Origin of the sequence: Mucilaginibacter sp. L3T2-6 (assembly GCF_030519355.1) — a bacterium.
Classification (GTDB): Bacteria; Bacteroidota; Bacteroidia; order Sphingobacteriales; family Sphingobacteriaceae; genus Mucilaginibacter.
Map to the genome: position 1 here is coordinate 14,610 of NZ_JAUMKC010000020.1, position 17,091 is coordinate 31,700.

A 17,091-nucleotide genomic window follows, 5' to 3' on the forward strand; every position below is an offset into this window, starting at 1 on the left:
CGGTAGCAACACTGCTATTAGAAACGTAGCCAGCGGTTCTATTCCTGAGAAGCACACTGTCAAAAGATTATCTCCTGCTACAAACCCGCATAATAAGCTAAACTCTCGCAAAGTTCCTCCTCTGTGCAAATATTGTCGAGGGAGCATTCACCAATCCTTGTAAGTAAAGTGCAGTTTATTTTGCCGTTCTGGTTTTTCTTGTCCTTTAGCATAATGGCGCACTGTTGCTTATAATCGGTAGCAGCCAGGTTGTATTTAGGATAAAGGCCGAGGACAACTTTTGCAATTTCGTCAAGTTCATCAGCACGCAAGCCGGTTTTTTTATACGAAAGATATGCCTCGCAGATCATCCCTAAAGCTATGGCCTCGCCATGAGTAAGCGGGTCTTTATCGTTTATTAATGAGTTGGTTTCCACTGCGTGACCGATCGTATGCCCGAAATTCAGTGCCTTGCGGATGCCTTTTTCTTTTGGGTCCTGAATAACCACCTCATTTTTTATTTCTACCGAGCGGTAAATAAGTTCAGGCGTGGGTTTACTAAGATCGCTGTTTTTTAACGCTTGCCAGTAAGCGGCGTCCATGATTAAGCCATGCTTCAGCATTTCGGCAGTTCCGGATAGTATCTGGCGGGGAGGAAGTGTTTTTAAAAATTCTTCGGAAATAAATACTGCCTTTGGCTGTGTAAACGTGCCGATGATGTTCTTGATATTATCCATATCGATACCTGTTTTTCCCCCAACAGACGCATCAACCTGAGACAATAAAGTAGTAGGCACCTGCACAAAATCAATTCCGCGTTTAAAGGTTGATGCGGCAAATCCGCCCATATCGGTAATTACGCCACCACCAAGGTTGATCATTAAAGCTTTGCGGTCGGCCTCAAAGTCGATAAGCATCTTCCAGATGCCGATACAGAAATCGATATTCTTGTTTTCTTCGCCCGAGTTAATTTCAATGATGTCAAAATTTTCTTCGCCTGCAAATGCTGCCTGCACAAGGGGGAGGCAATGGACGGAAGTATGCTCATCTGTCAGGATAAAAGAGCGTGAATAATTGCCTGTCTGTACGAATTTTTTTAATTCGGCAATGCTGTCTTCAAAAAAAATAGGGTAACTATCGCTTTGGATGGTTTTCATAATTATATCACTCTGATAACCTCACCGGCAAATTCAACAGTGTCGCCCCGGCGCACTTTCAGGCGTTTGCGGTAGTCAACGTGGCCGTTGTACATTACTTGTCCCTCTGTTACAACTATTTGCGCCTCGCCGCCGGTTTGTACCAGGTTGGTGGCTTTTAATAATTGTATCAGCGGTATATGGTCGCCGTCAACTTTAAATTCAATCATTGGGCAGCAAAAATAAACTATTCAACGAATAATGAGATATTTGGCTTGCAATTTATAATTTTGCATCCGCTTCGCTTGTAGTCCATAGACCATGGACCGTAGACCATAGCCGGTATCTACCTGTTATTCTCTATCGACTATGGTCCATGGTCTATGGACTGGCTACTAACTGACCCATGACTGAAAAAAATAATTTGTCTTTCGAGAATACGGAGATAGCTTTCCGGCATGCCTCAAATTCTGACCTTAAACGCGCCTATTGGTTGTTTAAAGTAATCAATGTTAACTTCCTGGTGAAAATTGGCCCGCCGGTCACCAATTTTGCCATTAAGATAGGGTTGCCTATTAAAGGTTTGATCAAGGCTACCATTTTTAAACATTTCTGCGGAGGTGAAACCATTGCCGAATGCGACAAAACTATCAAAAACCTCTACGACGGTGGTGTTGGCACTATACTGGATTACTCGATAGAAGGAGAGGACGACGAGCAGGTATTTGACAGCACCCGCGACGAAATCATCCGTACGATTGACAGAGCGGCGGTGGACAAAGCTGTGCCAATTACCGTGTTTAAGATTACTGGTGTGGGGCGTTTTTCACTGTTAGAAAAACTTGATGCAGGTACAGTGCTGTCCAGTGAAGAGCAAGGAGAGTGGGCAAAAGTGCAAGCCCGTATATTAGCTGTTTGTGAGCGGGCTTATAAAGCCAATATTCCTGTAATGATCGATGCGGAAGAAAGCTGGATACAGAAAACTATTGATGGCCTGGCTTTGAATATGATGCAGCGCTTTAATAAAGAAAGACCGATAGTTTATAATACGTACCAGCTATATCGTCATGATAAATTGCAATCGATAAAAGACGACCACCGGGCTGCTGTAAATGATGGATTTATCCTGGGCGCAAAGTTGGTTCGCGGCGCTTATATGGAGAAAGAGCGCAAGCGTGCAGATGAAAAAGGATATCCGTCGCCCATACAGCCCGACAAGCAATCATCAGACAGGGATTATGACCTATCATTAGATTACTGTACTGATAACATCGATAGCGTTGCCTTTGTGGCCGGCACTCATAATGAAGAAAGCTGCCGTAAGCTGGCGGAAATGATGGATAAGAAAGGAATTGACCATAAACACCCACACGTATATTTTTCTCAATTGCTGGGTATGAGCGATAACCTGAGCTTTAACCTCGCCAATGCGAATTACAACGTAGCAAAGTATGTGCCTTATGGCCCTATAAAAGCTGTATTGCCCTATTTGTTCCGCCGCGCGCAGGAAAATACGGCTATAGCAGGCCAGATGAGCCGTGAACTAAGCTTGATAACGAAGGAAGTGAAACGTAGAAAAAAGTGAAGTAGCCGTAGAGATACAGAGCCTTATTAAAAGTGCAGTCGGCATAACTGTTTGCTTTTGCTTGGTTAGTTTATAAATTTTGTTATTGCCGGGAGAGGCAGCGGCCGGGGCGAAGACCAGCGACGGAATTGCTACCCGGTTCATCCCCGTAATCAGAAATTTAACTGGCTGCCGGGTGTAATCTCGATTATGTATTTATCCTTTTAGGTTGGTGGCAATATATCATCTATCTGATACAGATCATCTACGTCAATACCGTACTTATCGTCGACGTATGAATTGCCCCCGTGTCAGTTGCACAGGTTTCAAACCTGCAAGGTTTTAGAATTGTTGTTACGGGTTAATATTTCACCTTCCGGACTTTACAGACTTTTCGGACTTTCCCGTCTCTACATAAAATTCCTCCCCTTATGAAACGGATCATTCTTTACCAGCTTTTCCTTTGGCGTGTTGCGTTCATCAGGAACAGGCGAAGTAGTTTCATCTCCGCGGGCTAAAGTGAGCACAGGCACATCATCAGTTTCAACTGGGGTGAGCCCCCGTAATAGCCTGGTGATATTATAGCAGCGTTTCACCACTATATGAATAACCTCGCCTTCAATTTGTACCTTGCCTTCAGCCATTAACAGCCGGCATTGCAAAATTTCCTTTCGATAAGTGGTAAAAACCTGATCCCAGACCACCAGGTTGCTGAAGCCGGTTTCATCTTCAATGGTAATAAATAAAACACCTTTGGCTGTGCCCGGCCGCTGGCGTACGGTAACCAATCCAGCCACCTTTACTCGGTCGCCATTTTTTAGCAAAGGCAGTTTGCCGTTTTCGGTAACATTAAGCATGTTCAGCTGGTTCCGCACAAAGCTTACCGGATGCGCCTTGAGCGATAACCCGGTGGCTGCATAATCCTGTATTACGTGCTCTGCGGGTGTCATAAAGGGCAGACTAATCTGCGCTTCCTTACTGCTTTCTGATGGTTGCCCGGCAAAAAGGCCGATGGGTTTATCGCTTAATGCAGGTACTTCCCATAATGCGGCCCGTCTGTCGAGGTTTATAGAGCGGAAGGCATCTGCATCCGTAAGCTTTTCAATCTGGGCCTGTGGCACACCGGCGTCATGTATTTGGTGGATAGCTGTGTAACCTGTTCCGCGCGATTTAATCAAGGCTAACATATCCTCTTCATTTAAACCCTTCACTTGCTGAAAACCAAGACGAAGGGCGCAATATTTTCCATCTATCTCCTCTAAAGTATTATCCCACATGGAATGATTTACATCAACAGGCCGAACCACAACACCATGCTTTTGCGCATCTATTACTATTTGCGCAGGCTGGTAAAAGCCCATGGGCTGACTGTTCAATAACGAGGCGGCAAAAACATCCGGGTAATGGCATTTAAGCCAGCTTGAAATATATACCAAATAAGCAAAGCTGGTGGCATGGCTTTCGGGAAAACCATAGCTGCCGAAGCCTTCTAACTGTTTAAATATGCGTTTGGCGTACTCTTCTTCATATCCTTTACCAACCATGCCCTTCACCAGCTTATCCCTGAAATTACTCACTTCTCCTTTAGCTTTAAATGTAGCCATGCTACGGCGTAACTGATCGGCTTCTTCGGCTTTAAAATCAGCGGCTACCATGGCAATTTCCATAGCTTGCTCCTGGAACAAAGGGACACCTTTGGTGCGTTCCAGAACAGGCCGTAATTCTTCTTTAGGATATTCAATCGGGTCGATTCCGTCCCGTCTGCGCAAATATGGGTGCACCATATCCCCCTGTATAGGGCCGGGCCGAACAATGGCTACTTCTATTACAAGGTCATAAAATACCCTTGGTTTCAGACGAGGCAGCATTGACATCTGTGCACGGCTCTCTATCTGGAAAACGCCAAGCGTATCAGCATGGCATATCATATCATAAACCGCGGTGTCTTCCGGCGGAATATTGGCCAGCGTAAGATTTAAGCCATAATGTTGTTTAGCTAAATCAAAAGCCTTGCGAATACAGGTAAGCATGCCGAGAGCCAGCACATCCACCTTTAAAATACCCAGTATTTCCAAATCATCCTTGTTCCATTCCAATTGAGTGCGGTTTTCCATTCGGGCATTCATCACCGGGCAAATGTCACTGAGTTTGCAGCGGGTGATGACAAAACCCCCGGTATGCTGCCCCAGTTGCCGGGGGAAACCCATCAGCTCTTCAGTAAGCTGCAGAACCTTGTGCAGGTAAGGATCATCAGGATTCAGGCCCTGTGCAATAATGCGTTCACGGTCAAAGGCCTCTTCTGAAAAATCCCAGATCGCCCCGGCCAGTCGTTTAATGGTATCTTCCGATAACCCCATAGCCTTGCCCACATCACGGATGGCTCCTTTGTGCCGTTCCTGTGTAACGGTTGCAACTATTGCAGCATATTCCCGGCCGTACTTTTCATATATCCACTGCATAATTTCCTCCCGCCGCTCATGTTCAAAATCAACATCTACATCGGGCCATTCCTCACGCGCGTCTGACATAAACCTTTCAAAGAGCAATCTCGATTCTTCCGGACTAACTGGTGTTATCCCCAGGCAATAACAAACCGTGCAATTTGCTGCAGAGCCACGCCCCTGGTGCAATATGCCTAATTCTTCTGCCTTTTGAGTGTATTCATATATCCGCAAAAAATACGGAGCAAACCCTTTTCGTTTAAAAAAATCCAGCTCAAATTGTATTTGGTTACGGATTTTTTCTGTCATGCCCTTTTTTAGCCTGGTTTTAGCACCTTCCCACGTAAGCTCAGCCAAATGCTCATCAGCAGTCCGTCCGTCCGGGCTAACCCATTCGGGTTCCAGGTATTTTAAGGTGTCGAGCGAGAACTGGCAGGCATCCGCAATTTCAATGGTCCGGGTAATGGCCTCGGGGTAATCAGCAAACAGGCGCTTCATTTCCCGGGGTTCTTTTAAATACCGCTCGGCATTAGCATGAAGTTTAAAACCCGCATTGCTGATGGTGCACTTCTCGCGTACACAAGTGACTACATCCTGAAGCTCACGACGGGATTTTTCATGATAATATGCATTATTGGTAGCCACCATGGGTACACCCAATTTCGATATACGATAAAGGCGTTTGGCATCATCGCCATTGTATAATTGGCTGGCGGCTATGTAAAGGTTTTCACCTAAAGCTGCTTTATATTCTTTAAGATTTCGCTTAAAATCATCATCAAAATCAAACCGCTCATTTAGCTGGGCAGGGGGAATCACAATAAACTTTATTCCTCCGGCATGCTCAAAAACATCTTTTTTATATAAATCGCATTTGCCTTTTTCAGTGCGAAGATTGCCTTTGGTTAGCAACCCGGACAGCCGGGTCCAGGCGTAAACATCGGTAGGATACGCCATCAGGCTTGGGCCGTCCAATAAATCAAGTCGGCAGGCAGGGATGAATTTGAAATTTTCGATTTTAGCGATACGATGGGCACGAACAAGGCCAGCTACAGTATTTCTGTCGGTTATAGCAATAGCGTGGTAACCAAGCTTAATGGCTTGTCTTACCAACTCTTCCGGATGAGAACCACCCCGGAGAAAGTTGAAATTACTTGTTACCTGTAGCTCTGCATATTCCATAACACTATGCAAAAAAACCATGAATAAACCATTGCTTGCTCTGGTCGCCTGTATAATGCCCTAACCGAAACAGCCAATACCGCTGCCCTTCCTCATCCTCAACCTGGTAATAGTCACGGTGCTCTCCGTCCTCTATCCACCATTCCCGCTCGATCCGTTCCGGCCCATCAGACTTTTCAATACGGTGGATTTTGTTTTTATAAATGAATAAGCTTGGCGGATAGTCGGGTATACGAAACATTACCTCGATACGCTCGGGCTTGTTGAGCAGCAGCGAAGGGCGGGGCCTGTCTGTCCTCCAGGAGGTGGCTGGCCTTTCTTTTAATGAGATGGCCGGTTTAAATGAGCGCTCCGGCCAGTAATGTTCCTGCGGCAGGTAACGGTGAATATTACCGGCGCCGATTTTGTTGGCCAGCCTGTCGAGCAACTCGGCCAGGCTGGTATCGGTGAGTCCGCAGCCTTCCGGCGACCATAATGCCTCCTGATCCGACGAAACGTCCTCATATTTTGGCACATCAAGCGTAAACAGCTCAATGCCTAAAGCAGGCTCGATAGTAGAAATTTTTAGTTCGAACAGTTTAAACAGATGAATTACATGATGCGTGGGCTGATTGGTGCCGATGCCAGTTTGTATTATCCTGCCGTCAACACGGTAGCATTTTAGTATAGCTGTACGCACGCCCTTGCCTTCACCGGCCATACGGTGACAAAGATTTACAAGGAGCGTTTTGATGGCAATTTCAATAGCCTCAGCTGTCCGTACAGGTTCCAGGCAAGGCAGCCGCTCCGAGTAAGGTTCAACGGGCTGAAGCAATTGCAAAGGTTCATCCTCAATACCCAAAGCCTGGTCGAGACGCAACATAAATTCACTGCCGAAACGACGGCGCAATACTGAACGCCCGAGGGTAATGAAGTTTTTAATAGCATAAAAGCCAAGCTTTTGCAGCCGGTTCAGCACTACGGGTTCAAGACGAAGGGCTGTTGGCGGCAGGGTTAATAATGCTTCGGCCTGCGCACCAGGTTCAATTATAGGTTTAACCCGGCCAAAACGGGCAATTGCCCATGCCGCTCCCGCTGTATCGGCTATCGCTCCACGCACATCGTAGCCTTTGCTACGCAGGCGGGTGACTATTTCTTTCAGGTAGTCATGCTCGCTCCCCCATAAATGGGCGCAACCCGAAATATCCATCAGCAATCCATTGGGCATATCTATGGCAATCAGCGGAGTATATCGGATACACCATTCGCCAAGCGCCTTTAACAATTTATAATTTTGACCGGGAATATCATCAATCACTTGTATTTCGGGTACCATCGCCTTGGCATCGGCAGAGGCCATGCCAACCGTTATGCCTTGTAATTCGGCAACAGGGTTTACAGCCATCGCAATAATGCGGTTACGTTCAGGTGCTGCCAAAATAAAAGGTGTATCCCGTAACTCGGGCCGCCGGAGCGTTAGCCAGTCCGTCGTTAAATGACGGAACCAAAGAGATAGGAAACGCTTTTTCATTTTGGGGTAGTTGCTTCTGGCTCCATCGGGGCCTGATTTTAGTAAAAAATACCAATTCAAATAGTTACGTGTCGCAGTTATGAAACACCGCGTTGCATATCAGCGTGATAGTAGCCTGCTTAACGGCACGCAAAAACGTTATTCATAATATTACCCACCTGCGGTGCGGCCCTTTCAATAGATACATTCCTGCAAAAAATTATCCCGCCATCCTTGTTTCCTCAGGCATAAATTCTCCCGTATGCACCCTCGCCGGTTCATAACCGATACCTTTTGCTGCTATGTTTTCCTCAACAGGCATAAACTGCCCGCCCGCCCATTCCAGCTGCCAGCTGCCGGGTGTGCCGTTGCGTACTCTTTGTAAATCTGCCTGCCAGCGGGGGAAACCAATTCCGGGAAGTCCTTCATCAAGCTTACTGGGTAACGGGCTAATCTTCCAACGGGCTACACAGGTGGTAGTGGTCAGCTTTTTTAAGTCGGTGCGTAGCAGAAAGCCGGTCACCTTGCTTTCTTCAACAGCCAGCTGCAAACGGCGCGATTGCATAAAGCTTATTTCGCGTACCTCGGCTACCACTGCGGCAAGCCCTTCGCATTTGAGAGCTTCTTCCATAGCCCACAGCACATCGCGTTCGCGCTGCAAGTCGATGAAAATCATGCGGTCGGGCTCTATATTAAACAAGGCCGTTGCCGGTGGGAAAAGCCTGCGCATTGTACCTATCCAAAGGCATGCTCCGCCTTGCTTCATCAGGCTGGACAATATACCGCTTATCAATCCGGCGGTTGCAGCGGTGTGTTCGCGGTCTGGACACAGCATTTCGTGAATGGCACCGGTTGGAAAAACCTTGTTTGGGAATGCAGATTCCAGCGGGCCGAGCCCTACGCCTTTAGCCTTACCGGCGGCTGGAGGGGTAAAACCCTGCCAAAGCAAAATATCCTTTTGCAGCTTGCTGATGATATCTTTTTTGGGCTCGTGCATTATTGTTCATTTCCGTAACACAAAGTTATGCTAATTTTTTTAGCATTTTATATAAATTATTACAAAATTTTTTCCAATTTTGTTTTCATCATGATGAACAATTCATTACTACTAACAGAGGGTAAAGCCTGGATAAAGCGCAAAAACGCGCCCGGCGAAGTGGTACGCGTGATACCCGATTTAGAAAGCAAAGGCAGAATAACCGCCTACCAGCTGTACACGGCCTTTGAACATGACCCCGATTATTTAGGGCAGATACTATTTGATGCCGAAGGATACTGGATTTATGACGGGAACGTGCTGAGTGTAGAGGAGCAGGAGCAGCTGGCGAGGTTTATTTTGAAGGTGGAGGGATAAGGTAATCAACAAGCTTGCTCCTTCCGTTAGGTTAAATACTTAGGTAAATTAAATAATTAAGCATTAACCATTTAGCCAAACTGTATTTAGTTGTAAAAGCCATCACACATACTCATTTTATTTCACCCGACTAAATCCAACTGTAATTTAGCTTCAGCTAATAATGAATCCAATCTCGTTATTGAAAATCTTCTAAAGTAATTCTATATACCCATCCGTTCCGTTTAGCCTGATGTGTTGCCCGTCTTTTATCAGTGTTGTGGCATTTTCTACACCTACAACTGCCGGCAAACCATACTCCCGGGCTATCACGGCGCCATGGGTCATCAGGCCGCCAACTTCGGTTATCAAACCTTTTATGGAAATGAACAGCGGTGTCCAGCTGGGGTCGGTAAAAGGGGTGACAAGGATGTCGCCTTCCTCAATTTCGGCATCTTCCATTTTCAGAATTACCCTTGCGCGGCCTTCGATTATTCCCGAAGAAACAGCCAAACCCATAATCGCATCGTCAGGGAAGCCTTCACGGTTATACCGGCCTGTAATTATTTCACCTTCAGAAGTCATAACTCTTGGGGGATTAAGTTTTTTGTACGTCTTGAATTCTTGTTTTCGCTGATTAATAACCCGGTAATCCACAGACTGTGTGCGTACGGCTTCCCGGAGTTCTTCAAAATCCAGATAGTAAATATCTTCAATTTCACAGATTACATTTGCCCTTAACAGCCCTGCTGCTTCTTTCATTAAAGCCTGCCGGTAAACAAAAAAACGGTTGATCTTGCCATATTTTGGATATTCACGATAGCCGGCGAAATTCCGCAGCCTGCTGATTTTCTCTTTGGTTTGGGCTGCTTTTTGTTCTCCGTCAGGCAGTTGCTTCAATCGCCTTAGCAGCTCAGCTTCTTTTTGTAAGGCTTTTTGCCGGCCCTGTTCAAATTTCCTGGCGCCCTCATCCGGCGCCAAATTTTTGATGTTGTTGAGAATAACGGGGATAAGTATCAAAGGCTTTTCCCTCCAACGTGTATTAGTGATGTCAATCTCGCCCGCACAACGTATACCGTATTTATCCAGGTAAGTTTGTATTGCGGCCCGGGTTTCCGGTCCGCCTTTAAATCTAACCAGCTCATCCAAAAAGTTATCGCTTTTTACATGCTGCAAATAATCGACTACCTCAGGATAATTGCGAATTATATCTGCCACGTCCAGCAGGGCCAGTCCCATTTCTGAAGTGATGTTATTGGAGACCGATTGTGATAGCGTGTCAGCCACATTCTTTTCGCCTAACCATTCGTTCATCTTTGTATTCAGCCAGTTCGAATCGTTTATAACAGCCATAATTACCGACATGCTCCTTGGGTCGAACAAAAAAGTTCTTAATTGGCGGATATCTTCGGCAATAAAATCTAATACTTCGAGGCCAGACTTAGTGCTGATACTTTGTTTAAGCTCTGCTACTGATGCTTCATCGTTGCTGATCAGTTCAGCAACAATCGCCGGGTCATTCTCAATTTCTGAATGAGGGACCAGAGGTGTCCCAGGATTTGCATTTTCTTCTTCCGGCTGCAGTTTTATAAAATCGCCGCGGTCAACCAGGGTCACTAATGCATCTTTTATGAGCGGGTCATGCTGGCCCATTCCCTCAATTAATACTGCCCTGCTTGCCGCGGGGGCCAGTTGCTGCGCCACGTCTACAAATGAGCGTCCCCCGGCTACAAACATAGGGCGTACTGCAATCATCTGCCAGAATGATATGCCCAGCGGCTTCATCGGGTCAGTCATCATTTGCTGGTGACCTACAGAAAGGTATACGTGGTTTTCCTTGTCCTTAACTTTAGGGATAGGGTATAAGGTTGTAATTGGCCGGCTCTGAACAATATAAAAGGAATCATTTGCCATGCACCATTCAATATCCTGCGGACAGCCAAAATGTTCTTCTATTTTTCTTCCGATGGTTTCAAGCTCTAGAATTTGCTCGTCGGTTAAAACTTGCCTGTTCTGGGTTTCGGTATCGATGGTATGTTCTTTAGTGCCGCCATCAGGTTCCGCATAAATCGCTATTTTTTTTGCTGGTATTTTTTTATCGGTGATAACGCTATCGCGTATTTTATAATTGTCTGCATTAACCAAACCGGAGACTAATGCTTCGCCTAAACCAAAACCTGCATCAATGGATAATACTTTCCTGTTTGAAGTCACCGGATCAGCCGTAAACATTATCCCTGCCACATCCGGGAAAATCATTTTTTGTACTACCACCGAGAGCCGGATCTTGCGATGGTCGAATCCGTTTTGAATACGATAGACAATCGCCCGATCTGTAAAGAGCGATGCCCAGCATTTACTGATGTGTTTTATGATAGCATGCTTCCCGGTAATATTCAGATAAGTATCCTGCTGGCCAGCGAATGAAGCAGCTGGTAAATCTTCGGCGGTTGCGCTGGAGCGAACAGCATAAGCATCGTTAAGTCCCAATTGTTCCAGCTGGCTGCAAATCATGTTTACGAGGTGGTCGGGAACCGGCGCTTGTTCAATTGCAGCACGTATTTTCAGGCTGATTTCAGCTACGGATCTTCGGTCATCTGCTTTTAGGCAGGCCAATTTATCCAGCAGCGAATCCAAGCCAGGGTGGCCGGTTGCAATTTCCTTATAGGCTTCGGTTGTAATGCAAAAGCCATCCGGCACCCGTATGCCGTCAATCCGGCATAGTTCTCCCAGGTTGGCGCCTTTACCGCCGGTTAACGGTAATTTGGTTTTGTCAATCTGCTGGAAATTAAGGACGAAGGAGGCGGCAGTTGCTGTTGTATTGTGCTGTTCAACAATCATGAAAAATGGTTTTAAATAAGGCGTTTAAGCCAAATTTATAGCCGTATTTTTATTTATAATAGCTTTTTACTATATATTTTTGAAGGCGTACTTTAGGATGTTTTTTTGCGTTTACCAAGTATACAGCAGGTAAAAAATACCGGAATAATTGCTGCAGGCACCTCCCGCCCGGGCGAAATATTACGTTTCACAATCCGAATATGAGTGCCAGTCTTTAAAATTTCTCCAGAAGATAATGAGTCCTGTTGTCACACACAAAACCCCGCATATTACAATAATTAAACCCTGGTTGTTACCAGCAAAGGGGAAGGCGAAGCGAAATGAATAAAAGCCGGCCGGCGAATAACAAAATCCCTGCAAGCCATAATCTGTTCCTATGCGGTTTTAAGGCATTCATGATTTCTTTCGGGTGGGTGCCAGGTCGGTGCCTGCGCCATTGTAAAAGGCTGGTTTGGCGGCATTGTCCGGCTCTTCCATTTGCTTTATTGCCGTAGGGAGGCCATGCTGACTCGTATCAGCTGGTAACCCGGCCAATTCGTTGGTTCCGCCAGCCTGTACGGCCGGGTTTTCAACTGTTTTTTGTTTTCCCGACTTTTTCATAAAATACCCGGTTAAAACGTACTACCGCAGGGGATTATATATCTCCGGCGGTAGTACGGAAGATTTTTATCTTACTCAAATTTATTAATTTTTTTTGATGGGTGTATGGTGGATCATCGTGTCCCGGCGATGATAAGGCGAATCCTTTCTCATCGTGTCGCGTTTGTTGCGTTTTCGCATCGGGGTCGTTTTTTTTCTTCTCAAGGTGTCTTGCTGCAGGTGTGCAGTTGCGGCATAAGTGTCTAACATAAAGAAAGACAGTAACAGCATAATGATCATCTTTTTCACGGCTTGATATTTATGGGTAAATAAATAAATGAATTCAGCCTGCGTCTTGCTTAAATGGCAAAGCGAATAGGGGTGACCGGCGAAGAGTATATTGGTATCTGAAATAAATTTTCTTTAAGATTAATAATAGCAATAAGGTTTGGTTTTTAGAAGTTGAGATTTAAAGCGGAAGAATAAATTTTTTAAATACCTTACCGTGTAAACCCGGCATGTAAACCCCTGTATAAATTACTGAGTATCAGTTATTTTTAAGATTTTTAAAATGCATAGATCTGATAGTCAGTGTGTTCCATGTTATTCGGGGTGTTCCGTGCTGGAACAGAACACCGGCATAGGTATATCGTACCCGAAGAAAGTTCAGTTTTAGCCGGGATAGTTAACCGAAACCGCACGTTTAATGTCCGCTTCCGGTACAGTGCAATTATTTAAAGAAATGCAATTTTTTATATATCAATATGTTATAAGTTTGGAACAGCGATTGACACCAAGCCTCAGATTTGAATACTTATAGTTTCCATATCAACGCTTATGACCCTGTTTTTATCGGGGCGATATTCATTGTGCTAAATTTTAGCCTGCTGCTATGGTTTAACAAAAAGATAAACCTGGCTGCAAACCGATTTTTGGTGCTGGCGCTGGCTGCAGTGGTTTTATGGTTAGCGAAGGTGGTTGCCATTGATACCGGGCTGTATAGTTATGATTGGTATTGGTTGCCATTCTCATTGGCAGCTGGGCCACTCATCTATTTTTATGTGCTCAAAACAACCACGCCCCATTTTCAATTTCGTTTTAAGCACCTGCTGCATTTTAGTCCTTTATTAATGCCGTTGTGTGCCCCGGTAATAGGAGTGGAGCGGTTAGGCTCCGTATTGCAAACGTTGAGTTTGATTTCGGTTGGCATTTACCTGTATTTATCGCAAATGCTGATTAAGGGCTTTTATGGCCGCCAGGAATTTACCGGCGGCGACCGTTACAGGCTCGGTTTAAGATGGCTGCAGCGACAGATAAATGTTTTTTGCATGGTGTGGTTGTTGTGGCTGCTGTTTACCGTTGTTGCATTTATCTTTTTTCATACAGAACACGGCATTTACACGTATCATCCATTATACCTGCTGCTTAGTATCACTGCCATATGGACGGCGGTGGCATCTTATTTGAGGCCGGGAGTGAGTGTTATTGAAGACATGCCTGCCGCATTAAAAGCGCTACCCCAAACCGAATTGAAACAAAGAGGAGCGTGGCTAAAAAAAGTGGTGAAGACCAACTTGTATTACCAGGACCCGGATTTAACATTAACTTCTCTGGCCGAAAAACTTGACCTCACTACGCATGAGCTTTCACGCATTATTAACCAGGGGCTCAAGAAAAGTTTCAGCGATTTTATTAACGAGTATCGCGTTGCCGGGGTGATCCGTAAAATGAACGATCCGGCATACGACCGGATTACGCTCATTGGCATGGCCTACGATTCGGGCTTTAACTCTAAAAGCACCTTTAACAGAATTTTTAAAGAAGTAACAGGCTTAAGCCCCGCAGAATATAAAGCAAACAAGGATAAAGAGCTCCCGAGTTATAATTTGAGACCTGAATCTGCAACTACAGCGATAATTTCACAACATCAAACCGCTTTAAAGTGGCCTGGTTTGAAATTAAATCGCAATTATATGATCAGAAATTATTTTAAAATCGCCTGGCGTAACCTTACGCGAAATAGAAGTTATGCCGCCATTAATATCACAGGTTTGGCCGTCGGTATCGCAGTTTGTATGGTGATCTTTGTCATTATACAGTATCAAACAAGCTTCGACGATTTTCACGCAAGAAAAGATCGCGCCTACAGGGTATTAACCGAATATCATCACGCAGAAACAGGCGATGTTTCTTATGGAAAGGATATCCCTTTTCCATTGCCTGTAGGCTTAAAAACGGCTTTCCCGCAAATTGAGGAGGTGGCCCCAATTTTTGCAAGCCAGAACGATCAACTATTCGTACTGAACAATAACGGAAATACCGAAAAAGTATTTAAAGAACAGCGGGGTGTTTTTTATATGTCTCCCTCGTTTTTTAAAATATTTGATTTCCCGCTGCTTGCCGGTTCATATGCCTCGTTAAATGACCCGGACAATGTATTCCTTACAAAGGAAACGGCAGAAAAGTATTTCGGCGACTGGAAAGTGGCAATGGGTAAGACCATCAAATTACAAATGGGCGGCTATATGTTCGAGCATGGTACAGATGTATTAAAGGTATCGGGCATCCTCGCCACTATTCCCTCAAATACAGACTTTCAGCTAAAAGTTGTTGTAAGCTTTGGAACAGGATTTACCGGGGACTACTTGTCAAAATCAAGGGAGTGGGATGCAACGGTGGCTGATTTTGGCTGCTATATCTTACTGCCTAAAAATACGAATACCGATAACTTTAATCAGCAGTTAAAAGCTTACTCACAAAAGGTACAGTCGCCTGCAAACAGGGATACCTATCTGATACAGCCATTAAATGCAGTACACTTTGATACCCAGGCAGGCGACTATAGCAATAAAACCATAAGCCATCAATTGCTGAATGTGTTATGGCTTATTGCCGCGTTCATCCTGTTAATTGCTTGTGTAAACTTTATTAATCTGTCTACTGCGCAGGCCGTTAACCGGGCGAAGGAGGTTGGCGTGCGGAAGGTTTTGGGAAGTAACGTATCGCAGTTGCGTGCCCAATTCCTGGCCGAGACTTTTTTAATCGTTATCTGTGCGGTAATACTTGCGGCTACTACCACATTTTTTGCATTGCCTTATATAAATCAATTGTTGGAGCTCTCGCTTTCGTTTAACCTGCTGAGTGACCCTTTAATAATTCTTTTTCTTCTGGCGGTAACACTTATTGTAACTGCGCTGGCTGGTTTTTATCCGTCAATCGTTTTATCGCGCTTTAACCCGGTAAATGCTTTAAGGAGTAAACTTACTTCGACCAATGTAAAGGGAATTTCATTAAGAAGGGGCCTGGTGGTGTTTCAGTTCATTATTGCACAAACGCTCATTATCGGAACGCTAATTATTGTTGAGCAGATGAATTATTTTATGGATCAACCACTGGGCTTTGATAAAGATGCTGTTATTAATGTTCCGTTTCGTGTTGATAGCTTGCGCATGAGCCGGCTGGATTACCTGAAGAACCAATTGTTAACAATCAGCGGCGTGCAAGCGGTAAGTATCAGTTCTAATACGCCTATTGAAAATGGCAGCGATACATGGACTACACTCAAGTATAACCATGCAATAAAAGAGACTGATTTTAAGGCGATAACCAAGTTTGCCGATGAAGGCTATGTGCCGGCCTACAAATTAAAACTGATAGCCGGGCACAACTTGCAGCCTTCGTCACTGACTAAGGAGTTTTTGGTAAATGAAGCGCTTGTAAAAAGCCTTGGACTAAAGAAACCGGAAGACATATTGAATAAAGAAATAAGTATATGGAATGGACAAATAACCTGTCCGGTTGTGGGGGTGCTAAAGGACTTCAACGACCGGTCATTCCGCCAGCAACTCGCTCCGGTAGTTATTACCCAGGACATTGCCATGTATAACCAGGCTGGTATAAAGCTGTCTACTAAAAATATATCCTCCACCTTGCAAGCTGTTAAACAAGTATTTGATAAAACGTTTCCAGATTTTGTTTATGAATACAAATTCCTCGACGAAAAAATAGCGGGTTTTTATAAGCAGGAAACGCAGCTGGCGGCTTTATATAAAATTTTTGCTGCAATCGCCATATTTCTAAGCTGTTTGGGCTTGTATGGTCTGGCCTCGTTTATGGCCGTGCAGCGGGTAAAAGAAGTTGGTATCCGTAAGGTGCTTGGGGCTACTGCCAGTAGTATCTTATATTTGTTCTCGAAGGAATTTATCATACTTATTGCCGTTGCCTTTGCTATCGCGGCGCCGATAGCATGGTATTACATGCATCAGTGGGTTCAGGCTTATGCGTACCGCATTAGTATCAGCTGGTGGCTAATCGCCGCAGGCGGCCTTGCTGCTATATTTATTGCACTTGCAACCATAAGTTTCCAGGCAATGAAGGCAGCAATGGCAAACCCGGTGAAAAGCTTAAGAAGCGAATAACGGTAAATGCAGGCACGTAGCTTATAAATATCTTGAAAGCCTCAAGCTTCCGACTTGAGGCTTTCAAGATTGACTAAAAACAAAATAGCAGGTACGTACTCAATAAAATGCTGACATTATATTACAAAT

Annotated in this window: 11 protein-coding genes; 3 read left to right on the forward strand and 8 right to left on the reverse strand. The window is 44.9% G+C overall.

The genetic code is table 11. The features are described 5' to 3' along the window. Positions 1–77 precede the first annotated feature (77 nt). Both aroB and Q3W13_RS19370 read right to left on the reverse strand, forming a co-directional pair. Positions 78–1,136 carry a 3-dehydroquinate synthase gene (gene aroB, locus Q3W13_RS19365; RefSeq protein WP_302866597.1) on the reverse strand — a complete coding sequence of 353 codons (1,059 nt, stop codon included), beginning with the start codon at positions 1,134–1,136 and terminating at the stop codon, positions 78–80. Positions 1,137–1,138: 2 nt separating this feature from the next. Then, complete coding sequence (locus Q3W13_RS19370) at positions 1,139–1,345, reverse strand: RNA-binding S4 domain-containing protein (RefSeq protein ID WP_302866598.1); 207 nt, start codon at positions 1,343–1,345, stop codon at positions 1,139–1,141. Positions 1,346–1,521: 176 nt separating this feature from the next. On the opposite strand from Q3W13_RS19370, the gene Q3W13_RS19375 reads away from it, so the two are divergent. After that, a complete protein-coding gene (locus Q3W13_RS19375; protein WP_302866599.1) occupies positions 1,522–2,700 on the forward strand; it encodes a proline dehydrogenase family protein in 1,179 nt (392 codons plus the stop codon). 389 nt (positions 2,701–3,089) lie between these two features. Here the strand turns inward: Q3W13_RS19375 and Q3W13_RS19380 are convergent, their stop codons facing one another. The 3 genes from Q3W13_RS19380 to Q3W13_RS19390 all read right to left on the reverse strand — a co-directional run bounded on the left by Q3W13_RS19380 (position 3,090) and on the right by Q3W13_RS19390 (position 8,788). Further along, a complete protein-coding gene (locus tag Q3W13_RS19380) occupies positions 3,090–6,302 on the reverse strand; it encodes an error-prone DNA polymerase (protein ID WP_302866601.1) in 3,213 nt (1,070 codons plus the stop codon). Between the two features lie 4 nt (positions 6,303–6,306). Beyond that, positions 6,307–7,812 (reverse strand): DNA polymerase Y family protein, encoded by a 1,506-nt coding sequence (locus tag Q3W13_RS19385; protein ID WP_302866603.1) that lies wholly within the window; start codon positions 7,810–7,812, stop codon positions 6,307–6,309. 199 nt (positions 7,813–8,011) lie between these two features. Next, positions 8,012–8,788 (reverse strand): ImuA family protein, encoded by a 777-nt coding sequence (locus tag Q3W13_RS19390; protein WP_302866604.1) that lies wholly within the window; start codon positions 8,786–8,788, stop codon positions 8,012–8,014. A gap of 90 nt (positions 8,789–8,878) precedes the next feature. On the opposite strand from Q3W13_RS19390, the gene Q3W13_RS19395 reads away from it, so the two are divergent. Next, entirely contained in the window at positions 8,879–9,145 is a 267-nt protein-coding gene (locus tag Q3W13_RS19395; RefSeq protein WP_302866606.1) for a hypothetical protein, read from the forward strand. Between the two features lie 192 nt (positions 9,146–9,337). On the opposite strand, the gene ppsA is transcribed toward Q3W13_RS19395, so the two are convergent. The 3 genes from ppsA to Q3W13_RS19410 form a co-directional block, all read right to left on the reverse strand. Next, entirely contained in the window at positions 9,338–11,965 is a 2,628-nt protein-coding gene (ppsA, locus tag Q3W13_RS19400) for a phosphoenolpyruvate synthase (protein ID WP_302866608.1), read from the reverse strand. Positions 11,966–12,358: 393 nt separating this feature from the next. After that, entirely contained in the window at positions 12,359–12,565 is a 207-nt protein-coding gene (locus Q3W13_RS19405; protein WP_302866609.1) for a hypothetical protein, read from the reverse strand. An 84-nt stretch (positions 12,566–12,649) separates the two neighbouring features. Further along, entirely contained in the window at positions 12,650–12,853 is a 204-nt protein-coding gene (locus Q3W13_RS19410; protein ID WP_302866610.1) for a hypothetical protein, read from the reverse strand. A 497-nt stretch (positions 12,854–13,350) separates the two neighbouring features. Between Q3W13_RS19410 and Q3W13_RS19415 the strand changes: the two genes are divergently transcribed. Beyond that, positions 13,351–16,962 carry an ABC transporter permease gene (locus Q3W13_RS19415; RefSeq protein WP_302866612.1) on the forward strand — a complete coding sequence of 1,204 codons (3,612 nt, stop codon included), beginning with the start codon at positions 13,351–13,353 and terminating at the stop codon, positions 16,960–16,962. The last annotated feature ends 129 nt before the right edge of the window (positions 16,963–17,091 follow it).